Below are 16,103 nucleotides of genomic sequence, written 5' to 3'. Positions count from 1 at the left end.
TTCTCCACGTCAGGCCGCGCTGGCAATCGCCAGGATCTGGTCGAACAGCTTGCTGGCAACTTCCATGACTTTTCCCGAAGCCTGGTATGCCTGTTGATAACGGATCAGGTTGCTGGCTTCTTCATCGAGATTGACACCGGAGACCGAATCCTTGGCCGTCTGGGTCTGCTCCAGCACGTTCTTCTGCGAAGTCGAAGTCACTTCCATCTCGCGGGTCTTCGCGCCGATGCTGGCGACCAACTGGGCATAGGCGGACGAGTAGGACGCGCCATCGCCAATCATCGTCTTCTCGGTCTGCAGGGCGCCCAGCAGCACCGCATTGCGGCTGTCGGCCACCCCCTTCGGATTCGCGCCGATCGAAAAGGTGTCGCCGTCCTTGGGAGCGCCGCTAAGCGTCACGGTCGCACCAGCAAAACTCAGTTTCGAGCCATCCGAGTACGGGATGGTCGAACCCGCGGCATAGCTGGTGACCACTCCGGTCGGCGAGGTCACCGTGATCGGGAAGCCCGCCGGAAAACCGCTGACCGTACCGGGAGAGCCAGCCGCATAAGTCAGCGTGACGCCCGCCTGCAGCGTCGCGATGTTGGTCGTGTTCTGCACTGAGCCGGCGTCGATCTTACCGGTTCCGGTGTTGCCGCTCGTCGCGGTCGTCCGGATCGGCGCAGCTGCGGCGATCTGGCGCGGGTCGGTGATCGCAACGCTGAACTGCGCAGAGGCGGTGCGGGTCGGCTCTATCGTGAAATGATCGCCAACCGACAGCGAGGTCGCGGTCATCGTCAGCGAAAATCCCTGGTTGCCTGCCGCGCTCATCACCGAGGCGAGTGCGCTCGTCGGATTAGCACCCGATCCCGTCCAGACCTGGCCATCCGAGCGGCGGACCAGCTGGAAAGTGTTCGCAGCCGTATAGCTCAGCGAGTAATCGCTGGTCGTCAGATCCGAAGCGCTGGTGATGCCAACGTCTATCGTCGCGTCGCCGGCATTGGCCGGGCTGTTCGGATAGATCGTCGTTCCCTTGAGCGGCGTGAAGAAATCCTTGCCCAGATTGCCGTCGAGATCCTGCCCCAGCTTGTGCTGGGCGTTGAAAGTCTCGGTGATCGATAGCGCAATCCTGCCCAGCGCGTTCTGCGTCGGATCCAGGGTCTGGCTGCGGAAACTGAGCAGGCCGGAGAGCTTGCCGCCGGAAAAACCCGCTTCCGACAACTCCAGTTGCTGCCCGGAAGGCAGCTTGATGCCGACCGCGACTCTGGAAATGTCGTCCTTCGAAGTGTCGGCAGTCAGCTCGGAAGTCACGGAACCGATCACGAGAGGCTGACCATTGCCGATGAAGACATTGATCGATCCATCGTTGTTGGCCTGGGTGCTGACCTGAACCTGTTCGTTGAGCTTGCTGACCAGCTCGTCGCGCTGGTCGAGCAGGTCATTGGGCGGCTGGCCGCTGCCGATGTTGGCCGCATAGATGATGCGCTGATTCAGCTCGCCCACCTGTTTGGCCAGCGAATTGATCTCGGTCACTGAACTCTTGATGTCGTTGCCGACCAGGTCGCGCAACTCGTTGAGGCGTGAATCGAGCGATTTGAAGCGCGATTGCAGCACCGAGGCGCCGGAGAGCATCGATTCCCGGGACGGGATGACGTCCGTGCCCGCCGCGACCTTCTGGACTCCGGTAAAGAAGCCCTGCAAGGCAGGAGAGAGCCCCGCCGTCGAGTCCCCAAACAGGTCGTCGACCTGCTTGATCTGCGTGTAATAGGTGTCGAGTTCCTGATAGCGCGCATCCGCTGTCATAACCTGGGTATTGAGGAAGTCGTCGTAGCTTCGCTTGACCGTGCTGAGCGTCGTGCCCTGACCGAAATAGCCGACGCCCGAGAACATCGGTGTATTGGTCGTCTGAACGATGGACTGACGGCTGTATCCATCTGTCGAAGCATTCGCGATGTTATGACTGGTCGTGATCAGGCCTGCCTGCGCCGCAGACAAACCGGTGATGCCAACCGAAAGAATGCTGTTACCCATGATCCCGACCCCTCACACAAGCGTTTACGGCGTAACAGAGCAAAAACTTTGCCTGTTCTCGAAAACCCTTGTCTGACTTGGGTTTGCACGGATGGAGAGAGGAAAGGGAAAGACCGGGCGGCAAGAACTGCAGGGAATGGACGGCAGAATTGCCGTCCGCGGCGAGGATTCTGCCGTTCAGCCCGACAGCGCGCTGCGCAGCGTCGCCCCGCCGATGATGCGGGCGAGCTTCTGCGCGTACATCGGATCGCTCGCGTACCCGGCCTGGCTCAGCGCCTGGGCGAAGCCTTCGGCGGAGTTCTGACCGCGTACGGCCGCATAGCGGGGGCTGTCGGCAATCAGCTTCGCGTAATCGCGAAAGGCTTCCGCATAGGACGAATAGGCCCGAAAACGCTCGACACGCTTCTGGGCTACTCCGCCGACGTATTCGGTCGTCACCGCTTCGACGACCGGGCCGTGCCAGCTGCCACCGGCCTTGATGTTGAAGAGGTTGTGCGCGCTCTCGCCATTGGGAAGGCGCAGTTCGGAGCGCCCCCAGCCAGTCTCCAGCGCAGCCTGACCGACGACGAAATGGGCCGGCACACCGAGCGTCCTTGAGGCCGACACTGCCCCGCTCCAGATCCGGTCGACGAAGCCGTTGGCGCCATCGCGATTGCGGGATTTCCCGCCCGCGAAAGCGCCGGCATCGGAACCCGCTGGGTCCTGATCCTCGATTCGGGGCGCGACCCGGGCCAGGGGACGGAGATTGAACAAGCCCATCTCAAGCGGGACTTTGCCGGTCTGCGCGACGGTCTTGAGCGGCTCGTCCGGCATCTCGACGCCCATGCTGCGGGCCATCTGCTGTTCGATGGAGCGGGCGAGCCCGATTCCGCCAGTCTTGCTCAGATTGCTCGCGAGCTGCTGATCGGCAAGCCCCCGGTAGAAGCCGACCTGCTCACCTTCGCCCTCGCCGCTCGCCATCGACTGACGCATCTGCTTGAGCATCATCTGCAAAAAAAGGGACTCGAACTGCTTCGCGACTGCCTTGATCGCCTCAGGCGAACGCTCTCCTGCCTGCCGCTTCAGATCGGCCAGCTTGCCCTGATCGAAAATCGAGTCCTGAGTCTGGTTCAGCATCGACTAGATGATCTCGAGTTCGGCGCGCAGCGCGCCGGAAGCCTTCATCGCCTGCAGAATCGCGATCATGTCCATCGGATTGGCGCCGACCGCGTTGAGCGCCTTGACCACGTCGGAGAGATTGCTCCCCGGCTTGACGCGGATGAGTTTGCCCCCGTCCTGCTTGATGTTGATCTGGCTGTTGGTCGTCGTCGTCGTCGTGCCGGCGGACAGCGGCGCGGGCTGACTGACGCTCTGATCGTTGTTCACGGTCACCGACAGGTTGCCATGGGCGATCGCGCATTCCTGGAGCTGAACCGCCCGGTTCATCACGACCGAGCCGGTACGCGAGTTGATGATGACCTTTGCAACGCCCTGAGACGGGGTCAGCTCGAGGTTTTCCAGACGCCCCATGAATACGACCCTGTCCTGCGAGGAAGCGGGAATGCGCACGCGCACCCGGCGACCATCGATCGCCTCGGCCGCGCCCGGGCCGAACACCTGGTTGACCGCTGCGCTCATCCTGCCCGCAGTCTCGAAATCGCTGTCGTGCAGTTCCAGCGTTGCGAATTCGCCCTGCCCCACCGACATCGGGATGGCCCGCTCGACGGTCGCCCCGGCCGGAATGCGGCCAGCCGACAGATGGTTGATCGTTGCCTTGCCGCCGGCCCCTGAAGCACCGGCACCGCTGACGACGAGGTTGCCCTGGGCCAGCGCATAGATGTTGCCGTCCGCGCCCTTCAGAGGCGTCATCAGCAATGTGCCTCCGCGCAGGCTCTTCGCATTGCCCAGCGAAGAGACCGTCACGTCGAGGGTCTGGCCGGGGCCGACGAATGCCGGCAGCGACGCGGTCACCATGACCGCAGCAACGTTCTTCAGTTGCAGGCTGGTTCCTGCCGGCAGCGCGACGCCCATGTTCGAGAGCATGTTGATGATGCTCTGCACCGTAAAGGGCGTCTGGGTCGTCTGATCCCCCGTACCATCGAGACCGACGATCAGGCCGTAGCCGACCAGCGGGTTGCTGCGCACACCGGCGACATCGGCGAGATCCTTGATCCGTTCGGCCTGAACACAGGAAGCCCCCAGAGCGAACAGCAAGGCGAGACAGAATCGGGGCAAACGCATCATGCACTCCTCAGAACGGCGAGATCACCTGGAAGAAACGCGACAGCCAGCCCATCTGCTGCGCTTCATCGAGGTAGCCGGCGCCCTTGTATTCGATCCGCGCATCGGCGACCTGGGTCGAGTTGACCGAGTTGGCCGAAGTCACATAGGCCGGGTTGACGACGCCCGAGAAGCGGATGAACTCGCTGCCCTGATTGATCGCGATCTGCTTTTCGCCCGAGACGAGAAGGTTGCCGTTCGGATAGACATCGATCACGGTGACCGTGATCGTGCCGGTGAAATTGTTGTTCGCTGACGAGGCGCCCTTGCCTTCGAACTTGTTGCCCGAAGTCGCACCGACATCGAGGCCTTGCAGAACCTTGAGCGGAACCCGGCTCATCGTCGGAATCGCCATCGAAAAATCGGTGGTGCGGTTCGACGAGCTGTCCGCGTTCTTCGCGGCCGCAGTGCGCTCGGTCAGGTTGATCGTCAGCGTGTCGCCGACCCTCTGTGCCCGCCTGTCCTCGAACAGGGTCTTCCCCGGCGTCGTGCTGTAGATCGACCCGGCGACGGGCGCGATCGCCTCGCGCGGCGCGGGCCGCACCGAGACCGGCTGATGGATCGCAGTCAAGGGAGTGCTCATGCAGCCGGACAGCAGGAACGCGGCAAAGACGGCAACAGTCCCTTTCATGATCGCCTCTCAGAGTTGAGCCAGGCGGCCGAGCATCGAGTCGGCGGTCGAAACGACCTTGGAATTGAACTCATAGGCGCGCTGGGTCTGGATCAGACCGACCAGTTCCTCGGCCACATTGACGTTCGAGGCTTCGACGTAGTTCTGGTTCAGCGTTCCCGCCCCGTTGGTTCCGGGGGTCTGCGGTGTTGCGGTGCCGCTTGAAGCCGTCTCAAGGAAGAGGTTCTCGCCGATCGCCTGGAGGCCGGCCGGATTGACGAACGTCGCGACCTGCAGCGATCCGATCTGGGTCGTCGCCGCATTGCCCTGGGTCGTGACGCTGACCGTGCCATCCTTCGCGATCGTCACCGAAGTCGCATTGGCTGGAATCGTGATCGCCGGTTCAACCGGATAACCGCTAGCCGTGATGATCTGCCCCTGACTGTCCTTCTGAAAGGAACCATCGCGGGTATAGGCGACCGTGCCATCGGGCATCGTCACCTGAAGGAAGCCTTCTCCCTGGACAGCCACATCGAGCGAATTACCGGTGTGCTGGACATTGCCCTGGGTATGCAGCTTGACCGTCGCAACGGGGCGCACGCCGGTGCCGTATTGCAAGCCGGAAGGGATCTGGGTCTGCTGCGAGGACTGCGCCCCCGGCTGGCGAACCGTCTGGTAGAGCAAATCCTCGAAGACCGCGCGCGAGCGCTTGTATCCGTTGGTACTGACGTTGGCAAGGTTGTTCGAAATGACGTCGAGCTGGTTTTGCTGCGCGTCGAGCCCGGTACGGGCCACCCATAGAGCGGGAATCATGCTGCGTCTCCTGTTCGCGAGCCAAACCCATTATCGCCTTCGGACTTTCCGTTCATTGACCGGAACAGAAGCCCTTTGGACCGCTTATTTCATCAAGTGATGCTCAGAACCTGATCGGCGGCTTTGGCATTGGTGTCCAGAGTCGTCAGCATCCGGGTCTGTGTTTCAAAGTGCCGGGCCAGTGAAATCATCTGCACCATCTGCTCGACCACATTGACGTTGCTCGCCTCGACGTAATTTCCGGCCACCTGGACGGCCGGATCAGCGTCCGCCGGATCGCCACTGGCGAGCCTGAAAAGACCATCATCGCCGCGCTTGAGTTCGGCCTCGTCCGGATTGACCAGCTTGAGCCGACCGACCACTTCACTCGCGTTGCGGTTGCCGGTGCGGGGCACTGCCGAGATCGTGCCATCGGCAGCGATCTCGTACCGGTTATCGGGCGGCAGCGCGATCGGGCCGCCCTCACCCATCACCTGGAGGCCGCGCTCGGTCACGAGTTCCCCGTTCGCGCTCACTTCCAGCCTTCCGGCACGGGTATAGGCTTCGTTGCCATCGGCCGTCTGCACGGTCAGCCACCCCTTGCCCTTGACCGCGACATCGAGCGAGCGCCCCGTGTACTGCAGCGGACCGGAAGAGTAATCGTTGGCGACGCTCGCATCGACCGTGAAGGCGCGCGAAGGCTGAGCCTCGCTCAGAACCGGCACGGCGCGCAGGCGATGGATTTCGGCCTTGAAGCCGTCGGTGCTGGCATTGGCGAGGTTGTGACCGACCGAAGTCTGTTGCGCCAGAGTGCTCTTGGCTCCGGTCATCGCGGTATAGATCGCACGATCCATTTTTTTCGTCCGTTTCCGTTGACTGTCTTACTGGGTCAGGATTTCCGTGCGGGTCACAGCCTCGCCTCAGCCACCGTTAGCGCAGATTGACCAGGGTCTGCATGATCTGGTCCTGCGTCTTGATCGATTGCGAATTGGCCTGATAGGAGCGCTGGTAGGTGATCATGTCGACCAAGGCCTTGGTCAGATCGACGTTCGAATCCTCGACCGATCCGGCCTGAATCGACCCGAGCGTTCCTGAATTCGGCGCACCGACCATCGGCTGCCCGGAATCGGGAGACTCGGCCCAGATGTTGTCGCCGAGCGAGGCGAGTCCGTTCGGATTAGCAAAATTCGCGAGCACGGTCTGACCCAGAACCTTGGACTGACCATTGCTGTAGCGCCCCTGTATCGTGCCGTCGCTGGCAACCGTCGTCCCCGACAGGCGGCCCGACGCATAGCCGTCCTGGATCTGCTTATTGACGCCGAACGCGTTGCCGTACTGGGTGCTTCCGGTGAAATCGAGGCTGAAGCTGAACGGATCGACTGCACCGATGCTGTTGGCGATATCCGCGGTCGCCGTCAGCGGCATCGCCGTCGTCATCTTGCCGGAGGTGTCGAAAGAGAGGTTGGTCGGACCGGTCGCCACGCCGCCATCGGTCGAGGCATACATGCTCCAGGAGCCTGCCGCAGCGCTGTCCTTGACGAAGTACATCGTCTCGATGTGCGAGTTGCCCAGCGAGTCGTAGATCGTGATCGACGTCGAAGAGTTGTAGGACAGCGGGTCGGGAATCGGGTTGGCAGCGGTGCTGGCGAACGCGACGGTCGGAACCTTGCTCCGGGAATCGAGGTTCAGGCCCAGACTTGCCTTGCTGGTCTGGGCCGGCTGCAGGTCGGAAGTATCGAGCTTGATCGGCGACGGCGTCGCCGGCAGGATCTGCCCTGCCGCATTGGCCGGATAGCCGAGCAACTGAAGACCTGCAGCATTGACCAGGTTGCCGTTCTTGTTCAGTTCATACTGACCGTTGCGCGTATAGGCCAGAGTGCCGTCGGTCTTCTGGACACAGAAGAAACCGTTGCCGTTGATCGCCAGATCGAGCGGATTGTTGGTCGTCGTCAGGTTGCCCTGGTTAAAACTCTGCGACACCGCACCGACCGACACGCCGATACCGATCTGGATGCCGGCGGCCGAGCCGTTCAGCGCCGAGGCATAGACGTCACCGAACTTGGTCACCGCATTTTTGAAACCGACGGTATTGGCGTTGGCGACGTTGTTGCTGATCACGTCAAGCGCTTTGGAGGCGCCGTCGAGTCCGCTGAGTCCTTGCTGGAATGCCATTTTCTTTCTCCCGCTTCGCGATCAGGACAAAATCTGCTGGATGTCGGACAGTTTGAAACTGCCCAGTTGCCCAACGGTCAGCGTTACACCCGAGCTCCCCCGGACGACGCTGGAGACAGTGCCCAGTTGCAGCGCGCTGCTCGTCACGGCCTTGTCGCCCTTGAACGCGCTGACTTTCAATGAGTACACACCGTCGGCTGCCGTCGCGCCGGAATCGGTCTTACCGTCCCAGGTGAAGGTGTGCGAACCCGCCGTCTGTGCGCCCATGTCCATCGTCTTGACGACATTACCGCTGGCATCGAGGACGGAGACGACGACCTTGTCCGCGCCGCTGTCCAGCGACACCCCGCCGAGCGAATTGCCCTGGGAGAGCTGAAGTTTGGAACCCGTTACCAGGACCGCATGTCCGACCAGGCCCGCGGCCTGGGTCGCTTCGGAGGACTGGATGCTGGAGATCATCGATTGCAGCGTCGTATTGACCTTGTTGATGCCGTCGACCATGTTGATCTGCGCCAGCTGCGAAGTCATCTGCGAGTTGTCCATCGGATTGAGCGGATCCTGATGCTTGAGCTGTTCGGTCAGCATCGTCAGGAACTGGCTCTGCTGATCCGTCGTTCCGGTCGTTGTCTTCTTGCGGGTATTGACGGCGTTGAGCAGATCGTCGCTGACCGTACCGCCCGTGTTCGTACCTGAAATCGTGCTCATGATCGCTTTCCTCAGCTCTGACCTATGGTCAGCGTGCGTTGCATCAGGGATTTCGCCGTGTTCATCACTTCGGCGTTGGTCTGGTAGGAGCGGGACGCGGAGATCATGTTCACCATCTCCTCGACGACATCGACGTTGGGCATCTGCACATAGCCGTCGACATTGGCTGCCGGGTTCTTGGGCTCATAGACCATGCGGCCCGGAGCCGCCGACTCGACGGTCTGCTTGACGCGCACGCCCATCGCCCCGGCGCTGCCCATCGGCGTTGCCTCGAAAACGACCTGCTTGGCGCGGTAGGGCTGACCGTTCGAGCTCGTCACGCTCTCAGCGTTGGCCATGTTGCTGGCCACCGCATTGAGACGGACCGACTGGGCGGTCAGCGCCGATCCGGCTACCTGGAAGACGTCGAGCATGCTCATGATCGCCCCCGCTTACTGGTTCGAAATCGCTTGCTGCATCGTGCGCAGCAGGCCGTTGATGAAAGTCAGACTGGCTTCGTACTGCACCGCGTTCTCGGTGAAAGCCGCACGTTCGACATCCATGTCGACGGTGTTGCCATCGACCGCGGACTGGGTCTCGGTGCGATAGCGCAGACTGGAATCGAGCGAACCGCCCGCCTTGGCTTCCAGATGCCGGGGCGAAGTCGTGCTCAGCGCCAGAGGGCTGAGCTTGCCATTGAGTGCGCCCATCAGGGCCTCCCTGAAGTCGATGTCACGCGCCTTGAAATGCGGCGTATCGGCGTTCGCGATGTTGGCGGCGAGCAGCTCCTGGCGCGCAGCGCGCACGTTCAGTGCGGTTTGCTGAAATCCAAGTTGGCGGTCTATCGCAGTCGTGGTCATCGCATCTCTCCAGGTGATCCGGTCTTTGCAAAGGCAGGACAGTCTCACCTGCCAGTCCTGTTTGCAGCTTCCGTGCCAGCATTGTGACCCGCCGGCAATGCTGGCTTTTCGTCGAATAGCAGGCATTTCAACCGGCAATTCGCTCCACCTGACCGGCAAGACAAAGAAAAGTCGGCAAGGCTTGCCGCCCCACCCCAGGGCGCGGGCTTCGTGGGAAAATCGCGCCATGAAACTTGAGCCCCTGCTGTTTCTGATCCTCGCCGGCCTCCCTATGGCTTGCCATGCTGGCGATGACGCTGCCTCCGTCCAGCGCGAAGCCGTGACCCGCTTTCTCGAAGCCGAGACCCGGAGCCTGGAAGGCCGGGTCACGATTGAAATCTCCGAAGCCGGGCTTCCCGGCGAGCGCCGCCCTTGCGCCGCGCCCGAGGCATTTCTGGCCGCCGGTCGACGGGCCTGGGGACGGATCACGGTTGGACTGCGCTGCCGTTCCCCGCTCTGGACGCTCTACATTCCCGCCCGGATCCGGGTCGAATCCGACTACCTGAGTGCGGCCCGCCCGCTTGGCGCGGGAGCCACGATCACGGAAGCCGATATCCGGATAGAGCACGGCGACATCGCCGCCCAGCCCCAGGGAACGCTGACCCGACGCGAGCAGGCGGTCGGACGCGCGCTCAGGATTGCGGTCTCGGGAGGCATCGCGCTGCGCACCGACCAGCTCCAGCCCGTCTATGCGATCGCCCGCGGCCAGAAGGTTCGCGTGCTCTCGCGCGGCAGCAACTTCGAAGTCAGCAACGAAGGAGAAGCCTTGGCCGCAGCGGTCGAAGGTCAGACGGTGCAGGTTCGGCTGACCTCGGGAAAAGTGGTTCAGGGAATCGCCCGTGCAGCCGGCATCGTCGAGATCCCGCGCTGAGAACAGTCGAATATCATTAAATCCGTTAAAGTTCCGGCCCTTGCCGCCGATAGCTAGGACAACAAGGATAAAACCGGAGCGACACCATGAAGATCGAAAACAGTTACAAGACCGTCGGCAACACCGGCGGCGACCTGAAGGCGCGAGCGACGCGGGCCAGCCCCGCGCAAGCCGGCGCGTCCTCGAGCGATGTCGAACTGTCTCCGCTGGCCTCCCAAATCTCAAAGCTCACCGGCACTTCCGAAGCCTCGCAAGTCGATGCGGCGAAGGTCAGAGAGATCAAGCAGGCCATCTCCGAAGGTCGGTTCGAAGTGCACGCCGAAAAGGTCGCCGACGGGCTGATCTCCAGCGTTCGCCAAATGCTGCAAGCCCAGGCGCGCAGTGCCTAAAGCTGACGCAGCAATGCCCTCTTTCGCCGCAATCCGTTTCTCGGCACTGCTGTCCGAGAACACGGGCCAGCTCGTCCATTTCGTCGAACTGCTCAAACACGAGCAGGAGCTGCTGGTCGAAGGACGGGTCGAGGAATTGCTCGCGCTCGCCGAGGACAAGACGGCCGCGGTGCGTCAGATGCAAAACGCTGAGAATTCCCGGGCACTGGCGCTGGGTGCGGACGGAATAGACCCTTCCGCCGAGAGCGTCGCGGCTTTTGTTCAAGGCAAGGGCAAGACACTGGAAGACGCCTGGGCGCGCTACCTGTCCCTGGCCAGGGAAGCGAGCGAGCTGAACCAGATCAACGGCAAGCTGATCCGCCAGCACATGCAGAACAATCAGCTCGCGCTGAGCGTGCTGCTCAGCGCAAGCGAAATCCCTCTCTACAACGCCGACGGCCTCAGCCCGGCGAAGCCGCCCGGTCGCCTGCTCGGTACCTTCTGAGCCCTAGCGGGAACTCGAAGCGCCAGCCTGCGGTTCGGAATCGAGCGGCGGCAACATCGATTCGATCAGGATGGCCACCCGACGGTTGCGCGAGCGCCCCTCGGCCGTCCGGTTGTCGGAAACCGGCCTCTGGTCGGCATATCCGGCCGCCGACAGGCGCTGAGGCGCGACACCCGACTGGACAAAGAGGCGCACGACCGCCGAAGCCCGCACCGCTGAAAGTTCCCAGTTCGAAGCGAAGAGCTGATTCGAGATCGGAAGCGTATCGGTATGGCCTTCGACCTTGATCGGAAAATCGCCAGCAGAGAGCACCTGACCGACCGCGCTCAGCGCCCGCTGCGCATTTACCCCGAGGACAGCCTCGCCGGGCGCAAACAGCGCGCTGGCGTTGATCTCTATGCTGATGCCGAAAGCCCCTTCATTGACGGTAACCTTTCCGTCGCGAACCAGAGGCGCGAGCACCCGGCGAACCTCATCGGCCATGTTCTGCATCTTCTGCATCGTCTGGGCGCGTCGGGGATCGGCCTTGGCAGGCGAAGACGGGCGCACGCTGGGCACGGGAACATTGATCGGAGTCAGCGGAGCGATCTGCATGCCCTCGGCATTGGTCGCGCTGCGAAAAGCGCTGACCAGGGAATTGGACAGAACGCGATACTTGCCTTCATTGACCGAGCTGATCGCATACATGACGACGAAGAACGCGAACATCAGGGTCAGAAAGTCGGCATATGAGACCATCCAGCGTTCGAGGTTCTCATGCTCATCCTCTTTTTTGCGCCGGCTCATCCCTGTCCCCTCAGACCAGATAGCCCTGCAGACGGTTCTCGATGATCCGCGGATTGTCGCCGTGGGCGATGCCGACCAGGCCGTCGACCAACATCTCGCGCATCGCGACCATCTGCGCGATCTGGGTCAACAACTTCTTCGCGATCGGCAGGAAGATCAGGTTCGCGGCCCCAACCCCGTAGATCGTCGCAACAAAAGCGACCGCAATCCCGGCTCCGAGCTTGGAAGGGTCGGACAAATTCTCCATCACATGGATCAGCCCCATCACCGCGCCGAGAATACCGATGGTCGGCGAATAGCCCCCCGCCGCTTCCCAGACCTTCGCACAGGCCTTGAGCTGGGCTTCCCAGGCATCGATCTCGACTTCGAGCACTTCGCGCAGCCTGTCCGGTTCGATGCCATCGACGAGAAGCTGCAGCCCACGTGCGGTGAAGGGGTCGCGCAGAGTGTTCGCCTGATTTTCCAGCGCCAGCAGACCTTCCTTGCGCGCCGTATGGCTCCACGACACCACCTGATCGATCACGCGACGAAAAGGCGGGACGGGCGGCACGAAGACCCATTTACCCATCGCGACCCCTTTGCGGAACACCTGGAAGGGGCTTTGCAGCATGACCGCCCCTATCGTTCCGCCCATCACGATCATGAAAGCGGTCGGCTGGAGCAGCGAGGAGAGATGGCCGCCTTCGAGAATCTGCCCGGCCAGGATCGCCGTGATTCCGAGGATCAGACCCACAAAGCTGATTTTGTCCATGAACGCTCTTTCAGGCGCGGCTGCGGCGGCGAGCGCCACCCACGCTGCGCGCCACTCCGGTGATCCGCGAGCGCAGGCGGGCGATCGCCTGGCTGTGCAACTGACAGACGCGTGATTCGGACACGCCCAGCACTTCGCCGATCTCGCGCAGGTTCAGATCTTCTTCGTAGTAAAGCCCCATCACCATCTTTTCGCGCTCGGGAAGATCCTCGATTGCGCGCACCAGGCCTTCGCGCATCGTCTTGTCTTCGAGCATTTCGAGCGGATCCATGCCGGTGCTGACGACGTTGCGGTCGAGAAAATCGTCCTCGTCATCGCCGGAGAAATCCTCGAAATAGACGAGCTGATAACCGCGCGCCTCCTGGAGCATCTTCTGGTAGTCGGCGAGGCTCATCGCGAGCGCTTCAGCGAGTTCCTTCTCGGTCGGCTGACGGCCGTTCTGCTGTTCGAGCTGGTGGATCGCACCTTCGATGCGGCGCATCTCGCGCCTCAGGCTGCGCGGCAGCCAGTCGTTTTCGCGCAGCCCGTCGAGCATCGCTCCGCGGATGCGCTGAACGGCATAGGTCTCGAACTGGGCGCCCAGGCCTTCCTCGTAGCGACCGATCGCATCGAGCAGACCCAGCATGCCATTCTGGATGATGTCTTCCACCTGTACGCTGGCAGGCAGCTTGGCCATCAGGTGATACGCGATCCGCTTGACCAGCGGAGCGTATTGCGTCACGAGTTGATTTTTATCCAGCGTTCCCGACGCGGTATACATGAGCGGCTCTTTTCTCCGTGCAGCGCGCGCGGAAACTGCGCGATCGCTTTTCGCCCCGTTTGAGCAGGGCACGGCTTTTCATTTCACAACGGCGAAAGGGTCGAGCCTTCGGGCATCCACGATCGCCTGTCCGCATTAACGGCCGCCAGAGGGGAAAATTGAGCCCGAATGACGACCGCCTGAATTCGACTAGACACTGAGGGCCATCGGCGCCCTCTGGGCAATGACCATCACGCGTTCGAGGTAACGCTGATCGCGCCGCCCAAGCACCGCGTTCGCCGCCGCGACACAGGCGTCCAGGCCCCTGACGCGCCTGACCGCCAGCGGGGTATTCTGCTGCACGACATCGATCAGATTGGCAACGAGCGTCTCCTCGGCCTTGGCGCCATCGCCGGCGACCGCCAGATCGATCTGGGGCCAGGGGCCGCGCCGAATCTGCTTGAGCAGCGCATAAGCCTCGGTCACCGAACGGGCATTGCCTTCGACGACGACCATCATCCGGTGCGCGGCCATCGCCAGCGCCGACAGGCCATTGCCCGCGCCCGGCCGCGAATGCACCAGCCACAGATCTGCACCCAGCTGCAGGCGGCGGCAGGTATCGGCGAGACGGGCCGCGAAGCGCCGGTCCGCGCCCGGCAAAGCGCGCGAGAGTCTGGCCGTCGAAAGAAGATGCAGCCCCCGGCCGACGGCCAGCCGGGCCATCTCGAGCGGAACTTCGCGTTCGACGGCCTGGAGCAGATCGAAGCGCGGCGCGGCGCCGAGCGCATCGGCGAGGTTTCCGCAGCAATCGAGTTCATCGAAAGCGACGACGCTGCTCCCCTGTGCCGCCTTGAGCCTGGCCTGATCGGCGAGCCAGCTCACCGCATGGGGGCCGCAGCAGACGACGCTTAAGACCTGGGGCGGCGCCCGGTGCAAGAGCCGGCGCAGGCCGGCCGCCTGGTCTTCGAAGCCCGGCCTCATGCGCGCCCCCCCAGAGCGGAGTGTTCATGGACCGCCGAGGCGAGCAGCCCCGCATCTTCGGGGTCGAGCCGGAACGGCGAGTCGGGAACCTGCTCGCGCAAGGCGCGGTGCGCAAGCCAGCTGCGGCTGGGCAGATGCAGGTCTTCGGGGACGCGCTGACCGTTGGCGATGTAGTAAGTGCGCAGCTCGTGACGGATCGCGACATCGAGTGCGGGCGCGAGCGAAGCCGCTTCATCGCTCTTGGACAGGATGCAACCCGCCAGATCCGGGCCTTCATAGGCTTTGACGACGTCTTCGAGCGTATCACCGCGGCTCGTCGCATTGAGCAGCAGCAGGCGGCGCACACAACCAGCGCCGGAGAGCATCGCGGCCTGATCGGCGACCATCTTGTCGCGCTGGCTCATGCCTATCGTGTCGATCAGAACCATGTGCTTGCCGGACAGATCCTGCAGCGTGCGGCGCAGATCAGATGCATCGCGAACCGCGTGGACCGTGACGCCGAGAATGCGGCCGTAGATACGCAGCTGTTCGTGCGCGCCGATCCGGTAGCCGTCGGTCGTGATCAGCGCGAGGCGGTCGGCGCCGTGCCGGACGACGCAGCGGGCGGCCAGCTTGGCCGTCGTCGTCGTCTTGCCGACGCCGGTCGGCCCGACCAGCGCATAGACTCCGCCGCGCTCGATCAGATCCGATTCCGAATCGAGAGTCAGCAGACGGCGGGTGATCTGGGCACGGATCTGGTTGCGCGCGCTCTCGAGCGTCGCATCGGCCGCGACAGCCGCAGTCAGATCGCGAGCCAGAGCCGCCGAGAAACCGGCCTCGAGCAGATCGCTCATGATCTGGGCGCGCACCGGAGCGCCGCGGGTCAGCTCGCCCCAGGCAAAGCCGGCGAGCTGGCGTTCGAGCAGACCGCGGATCGCGCCGACTTCATCCATCAGCCGGGAATTTGCCGCTTCGAGCGCCTTGACCCGTTCGGCATCGGCCTCAGCGGCAGCAATTGCCGGCGCGCGCAGCTCTTCACGCGGTGCCGGACGCGGAGCGGGAGCGGACTCGGCCGCTTCAGCGCGCAACTCCTCGCGCTGAGCCCAGATCGGTTCGGGCGTGCGCTGCGGCAGAGGCGCTTCGACCGGATTGCCATAGTGATCGACGCGCGGCGGGATGAAGGGACGGATCTCGGCGTGACGGTCGCTGACCATGTGCGGTACGCCTTCGACAAGCCCCTTGCCATAGGCTTCGTCGGCCTGAGCCGAACGCGCGACGCGGGTGCTCAGGCTGACCTGGAAATCTTCCTCTTCGTCGAAAACCGCGGGGCGAGGAGCGGCTGGCCGAGCCACGGCGGGCCGGGCGGGCGCAGCAGGACGGCTCACGGCAGGACGGGCGGAGGCTGCGGGTCGGGCGGCGACAGCCGGAGCAGGACGGGCAACGGGCGCGGGTGCCGCCGCAGGCCGGACGGCCGGTTGGGGTCTCGTTGCCGCCTGAACAGCACCGACTTCTTCGGCCGGCAAAGCGAGGATTTCGACGCCACCATCGACCGCGCGGTTGGAAAGGACGACGGCATCCGGGCCGAGTTCTTCCTTGACCAGACGAAGGGCTTCGCGAGCCGTGCGTCCGTAGTAGCGCTTGACGTTGATCATCTGAAAATCCTCCGCAACCGAACGGCAAACCGCCGCTCCGACAAC

Annotated in this window: 18 protein-coding genes; 3 read left to right on the top strand and 15 right to left on the bottom strand. The window is 63.1% G+C overall.

Annotation, left to right across the window (positions count from 1 at the left end; genetic code table 11):
- Positions 1–9 precede the first annotated feature (9 nt).
- The 10 genes from flgK to flgB all read right to left on the bottom strand — a co-directional run bounded on the left by flgK (position 10) and on the right by flgB (position 9,387).
- On the bottom strand, positions 10–2,010 hold the full coding sequence (gene flgK / locus ACHFB9_RS08490; RefSeq protein WP_417071097.1) for a flagellar hook-associated protein FlgK: 2,001 nt from the start codon (positions 2,008–2,010) through the stop codon (positions 10–12).
- A 177-nt stretch (positions 2,011–2,187) separates the two neighbouring features.
- The gene (gene flgJ / locus ACHFB9_RS08485; RefSeq protein ID WP_417071096.1) at positions 2,188–3,126 is read right to left on the bottom strand and encodes a flagellar assembly peptidoglycan hydrolase FlgJ; all 939 of its coding nucleotides are present in this window, start codon (positions 3,124–3,126) and stop codon (positions 2,188–2,190) included.
- A gap of 3 nt (positions 3,127–3,129) precedes the next feature.
- A complete protein-coding gene (locus tag ACHFB9_RS08480) occupies positions 3,130–4,233 on the bottom strand; it encodes a flagellar basal body P-ring protein FlgI (RefSeq protein ID WP_417071094.1) in 1,104 nt (367 codons plus the stop codon).
- 7 nt (positions 4,234–4,240) lie between these two features.
- Entirely contained in the window at positions 4,241–4,900 is a 660-nt protein-coding gene (locus tag ACHFB9_RS08475) for a flagellar basal body L-ring protein FlgH (RefSeq protein WP_417071092.1), read from the bottom strand.
- Between the two features lie 9 nt (positions 4,901–4,909).
- Positions 4,910–5,692: a flagellar basal-body rod protein FlgG gene (gene flgG / locus ACHFB9_RS08470; protein ID WP_417071091.1), complete on the bottom strand. Its 783-nt coding sequence runs from the start codon at positions 5,690–5,692 to the stop codon at positions 4,910–4,912.
- 92 nt (positions 5,693–5,784) lie between these two features.
- Positions 5,785–6,525, bottom strand: a complete 741-nt coding sequence (gene flgF / locus ACHFB9_RS08465) for a flagellar basal-body rod protein FlgF (RefSeq protein ID WP_417071089.1) — start codon at positions 6,523–6,525, stop codon at positions 5,785–5,787.
- A gap of 76 nt (positions 6,526–6,601) precedes the next feature.
- Positions 6,602–7,843, bottom strand: a complete 1,242-nt coding sequence (gene flgE, locus ACHFB9_RS08460; RefSeq protein WP_417071087.1) for a flagellar hook protein FlgE — start codon at positions 7,841–7,843, stop codon at positions 6,602–6,604.
- A 21-nt stretch (positions 7,844–7,864) separates the two neighbouring features.
- Positions 7,865–8,548: a flagellar hook assembly protein FlgD gene (locus ACHFB9_RS08455; protein ID WP_417071086.1), complete on the bottom strand. Its 684-nt coding sequence runs from the start codon at positions 8,546–8,548 to the stop codon at positions 7,865–7,867.
- An 11-nt stretch (positions 8,549–8,559) separates the two neighbouring features.
- Complete coding sequence (gene flgC, locus ACHFB9_RS08450; RefSeq protein ID WP_417071084.1) at positions 8,560–8,967, bottom strand: flagellar basal body rod protein FlgC; 408 nt, start codon at positions 8,965–8,967, stop codon at positions 8,560–8,562.
- Between the two features lie 12 nt (positions 8,968–8,979).
- Positions 8,980–9,387: a flagellar basal body rod protein FlgB gene (flgB, locus tag ACHFB9_RS08445; RefSeq protein ID WP_417071082.1), complete on the bottom strand. Its 408-nt coding sequence runs from the start codon at positions 9,385–9,387 to the stop codon at positions 8,980–8,982.
- A 226-nt stretch (positions 9,388–9,613) separates the two neighbouring features.
- Between flgB and flgA the strand changes: the two genes are divergently transcribed.
- From flgA to ACHFB9_RS08430, 3 genes are all read left to right on the top strand, one after another.
- Complete coding sequence (flgA, locus tag ACHFB9_RS08440) at positions 9,614–10,297, top strand: flagellar basal body P-ring formation chaperone FlgA (protein WP_417071080.1); 684 nt, start codon at positions 9,614–9,616, stop codon at positions 10,295–10,297.
- Between the two features lie 86 nt (positions 10,298–10,383).
- The gene (gene flgM / locus ACHFB9_RS08435) at positions 10,384–10,686 is read left to right on the top strand and encodes a flagellar biosynthesis anti-sigma factor FlgM (protein ID WP_417071078.1); all 303 of its coding nucleotides are present in this window, start codon (positions 10,384–10,386) and stop codon (positions 10,684–10,686) included.
- 13 nt (positions 10,687–10,699) lie between these two features.
- Positions 10,700–11,170 carry a flagella synthesis protein FlgN gene (locus ACHFB9_RS08430; protein WP_417071076.1) on the top strand — a complete coding sequence of 157 codons (471 nt, stop codon included), beginning with the start codon at positions 10,700–10,702 and terminating at the stop codon, positions 11,168–11,170.
- Between the two features lie 3 nt (positions 11,171–11,173).
- Here ACHFB9_RS08430 and motD read toward each other — a convergent pair whose 3' ends face one another.
- The 5 genes from motD to flhF all read right to left on the bottom strand — a co-directional run bounded on the left by motD (position 11,174) and on the right by flhF (position 16,058).
- Entirely contained in the window at positions 11,174–11,956 is a 783-nt protein-coding gene (motD, locus tag ACHFB9_RS08425) for a flagellar motor protein MotD (protein WP_417071074.1), read from the bottom strand.
- Positions 11,957–11,966: 10 nt separating this feature from the next.
- Positions 11,967–12,707 carry a flagellar motor protein gene (locus ACHFB9_RS08420; RefSeq protein WP_417071072.1) on the bottom strand — a complete coding sequence of 247 codons (741 nt, stop codon included), beginning with the start codon at positions 12,705–12,707 and terminating at the stop codon, positions 11,967–11,969.
- A 10-nt stretch (positions 12,708–12,717) separates the two neighbouring features.
- On the bottom strand, positions 12,718–13,467 hold the full coding sequence (locus ACHFB9_RS08415; protein ID WP_417071070.1) for an RNA polymerase sigma factor FliA: 750 nt from the start codon (positions 13,465–13,467) through the stop codon (positions 12,718–12,720).
- 189 nt (positions 13,468–13,656) lie between these two features.
- Positions 13,657–14,427 (bottom strand): MinD/ParA family ATP-binding protein, encoded by a 771-nt coding sequence (locus tag ACHFB9_RS08410; protein WP_417071068.1) that lies wholly within the window; start codon positions 14,425–14,427, stop codon positions 13,657–13,659.
- Positions 14,424–16,058 (bottom strand): flagellar biosynthesis protein FlhF, encoded by a 1,635-nt coding sequence (flhF, locus tag ACHFB9_RS08405; RefSeq protein ID WP_417071066.1) that lies wholly within the window; start codon positions 16,056–16,058, stop codon positions 14,424–14,426. Before flhF ends, ACHFB9_RS08410 begins: the two co-directional genes overlap by 4 nt.
- Positions 16,059–16,103 lie beyond the last annotated feature (45 nt).

The sequence above is a fragment of the Niveibacterium terrae genome, from assembly GCF_048213115.1.
Taxonomy (GTDB): Bacteria; Pseudomonadota; Gammaproteobacteria; order Burkholderiales; family Rhodocyclaceae; genus Niveibacterium; species Niveibacterium terrae.
This window is presented reverse-complemented; position numbering and strand designations above follow the sequence as displayed.

Excerpts from the sequence above, each read along its gene's own strand:
- motD (WP_417071074.1), bottom strand. The coding sequence starts at position 11,956 with ATGAGCCGGCGCAAAAAAGAGGATGAGCATGAGAACCTCGAACGCTGG.
- ACHFB9_RS08455 (WP_417071086.1), bottom strand. The coding sequence starts at position 8,548 with ATGAGCACGATTTCAGGTACGAACACGGGCGGTACGGTCAGCGACGAT.
- ACHFB9_RS08475 (WP_417071092.1), bottom strand. The coding sequence starts at position 4,900 with ATGAAAGGGACTGTTGCCGTCTTTGCCGCGTTCCTGCTGTCCGGCTGC.
- ACHFB9_RS08415 (WP_417071070.1), bottom strand. The coding sequence starts at position 13,467 with ATGTATACCGCGTCGGGAACGCTGGATAAAAATCAACTCGTGACGCAA.
- flgF (WP_417071089.1), bottom strand. The coding sequence starts at position 6,525 with ATGGATCGTGCGATCTATACCGCGATGACCGGAGCCAAGAGCACTCTG.
- ACHFB9_RS08420 (WP_417071072.1), bottom strand. The coding sequence starts at position 12,707 with ATGGACAAAATCAGCTTTGTGGGTCTGATCCTCGGAATCACGGCGATC.
- flgA (WP_417071080.1), top strand. The coding sequence starts at position 9,614 with ATGAAACTTGAGCCCCTGCTGTTTCTGATCCTCGCCGGCCTCCCTATG.
- flhF (WP_417071066.1), bottom strand. The coding sequence starts at position 16,058 with ATGATCAACGTCAAGCGCTACTACGGACGCACGGCTCGCGAAGCCCTT.
- flgB (WP_417071082.1), bottom strand. The coding sequence starts at position 9,387 with ATGACCACGACTGCGATAGACCGCCAACTTGGATTTCAGCAAACCGCA.
- ACHFB9_RS08480 (WP_417071094.1), bottom strand. The coding sequence starts at position 4,233 with ATGATGCGTTTGCCCCGATTCTGTCTCGCCTTGCTGTTCGCTCTGGGG.
- flgG (WP_417071091.1), bottom strand. The coding sequence starts at position 5,692 with ATGATTCCCGCTCTATGGGTGGCCCGTACCGGGCTCGACGCGCAGCAA.
- flgC (WP_417071084.1), bottom strand. The coding sequence starts at position 8,967 with ATGAGCATGCTCGACGTCTTCCAGGTAGCCGGATCGGCGCTGACCGCC.
- ACHFB9_RS08430 (WP_417071076.1), top strand. The coding sequence starts at position 10,700 with ATGCCCTCTTTCGCCGCAATCCGTTTCTCGGCACTGCTGTCCGAGAAC.
- flgE (WP_417071087.1), bottom strand. The coding sequence starts at position 7,843 with ATGGCATTCCAGCAAGGACTCAGCGGACTCGACGGCGCCTCCAAAGCG.
- flgK (WP_417071097.1), bottom strand. The coding sequence starts at position 2,010 with ATGGGTAACAGCATTCTTTCGGTTGGCATCACCGGTTTGTCTGCGGCG.
- ACHFB9_RS08410 (WP_417071068.1), bottom strand. The coding sequence starts at position 14,427 with ATGAGGCCGGGCTTCGAAGACCAGGCGGCCGGCCTGCGCCGGCTCTTG.
- flgJ (WP_417071096.1), bottom strand. The coding sequence starts at position 3,126 with ATGCTGAACCAGACTCAGGACTCGATTTTCGATCAGGGCAAGCTGGCC.
- flgM (WP_417071078.1), top strand. The coding sequence starts at position 10,384 with ATGAAGATCGAAAACAGTTACAAGACCGTCGGCAACACCGGCGGCGAC.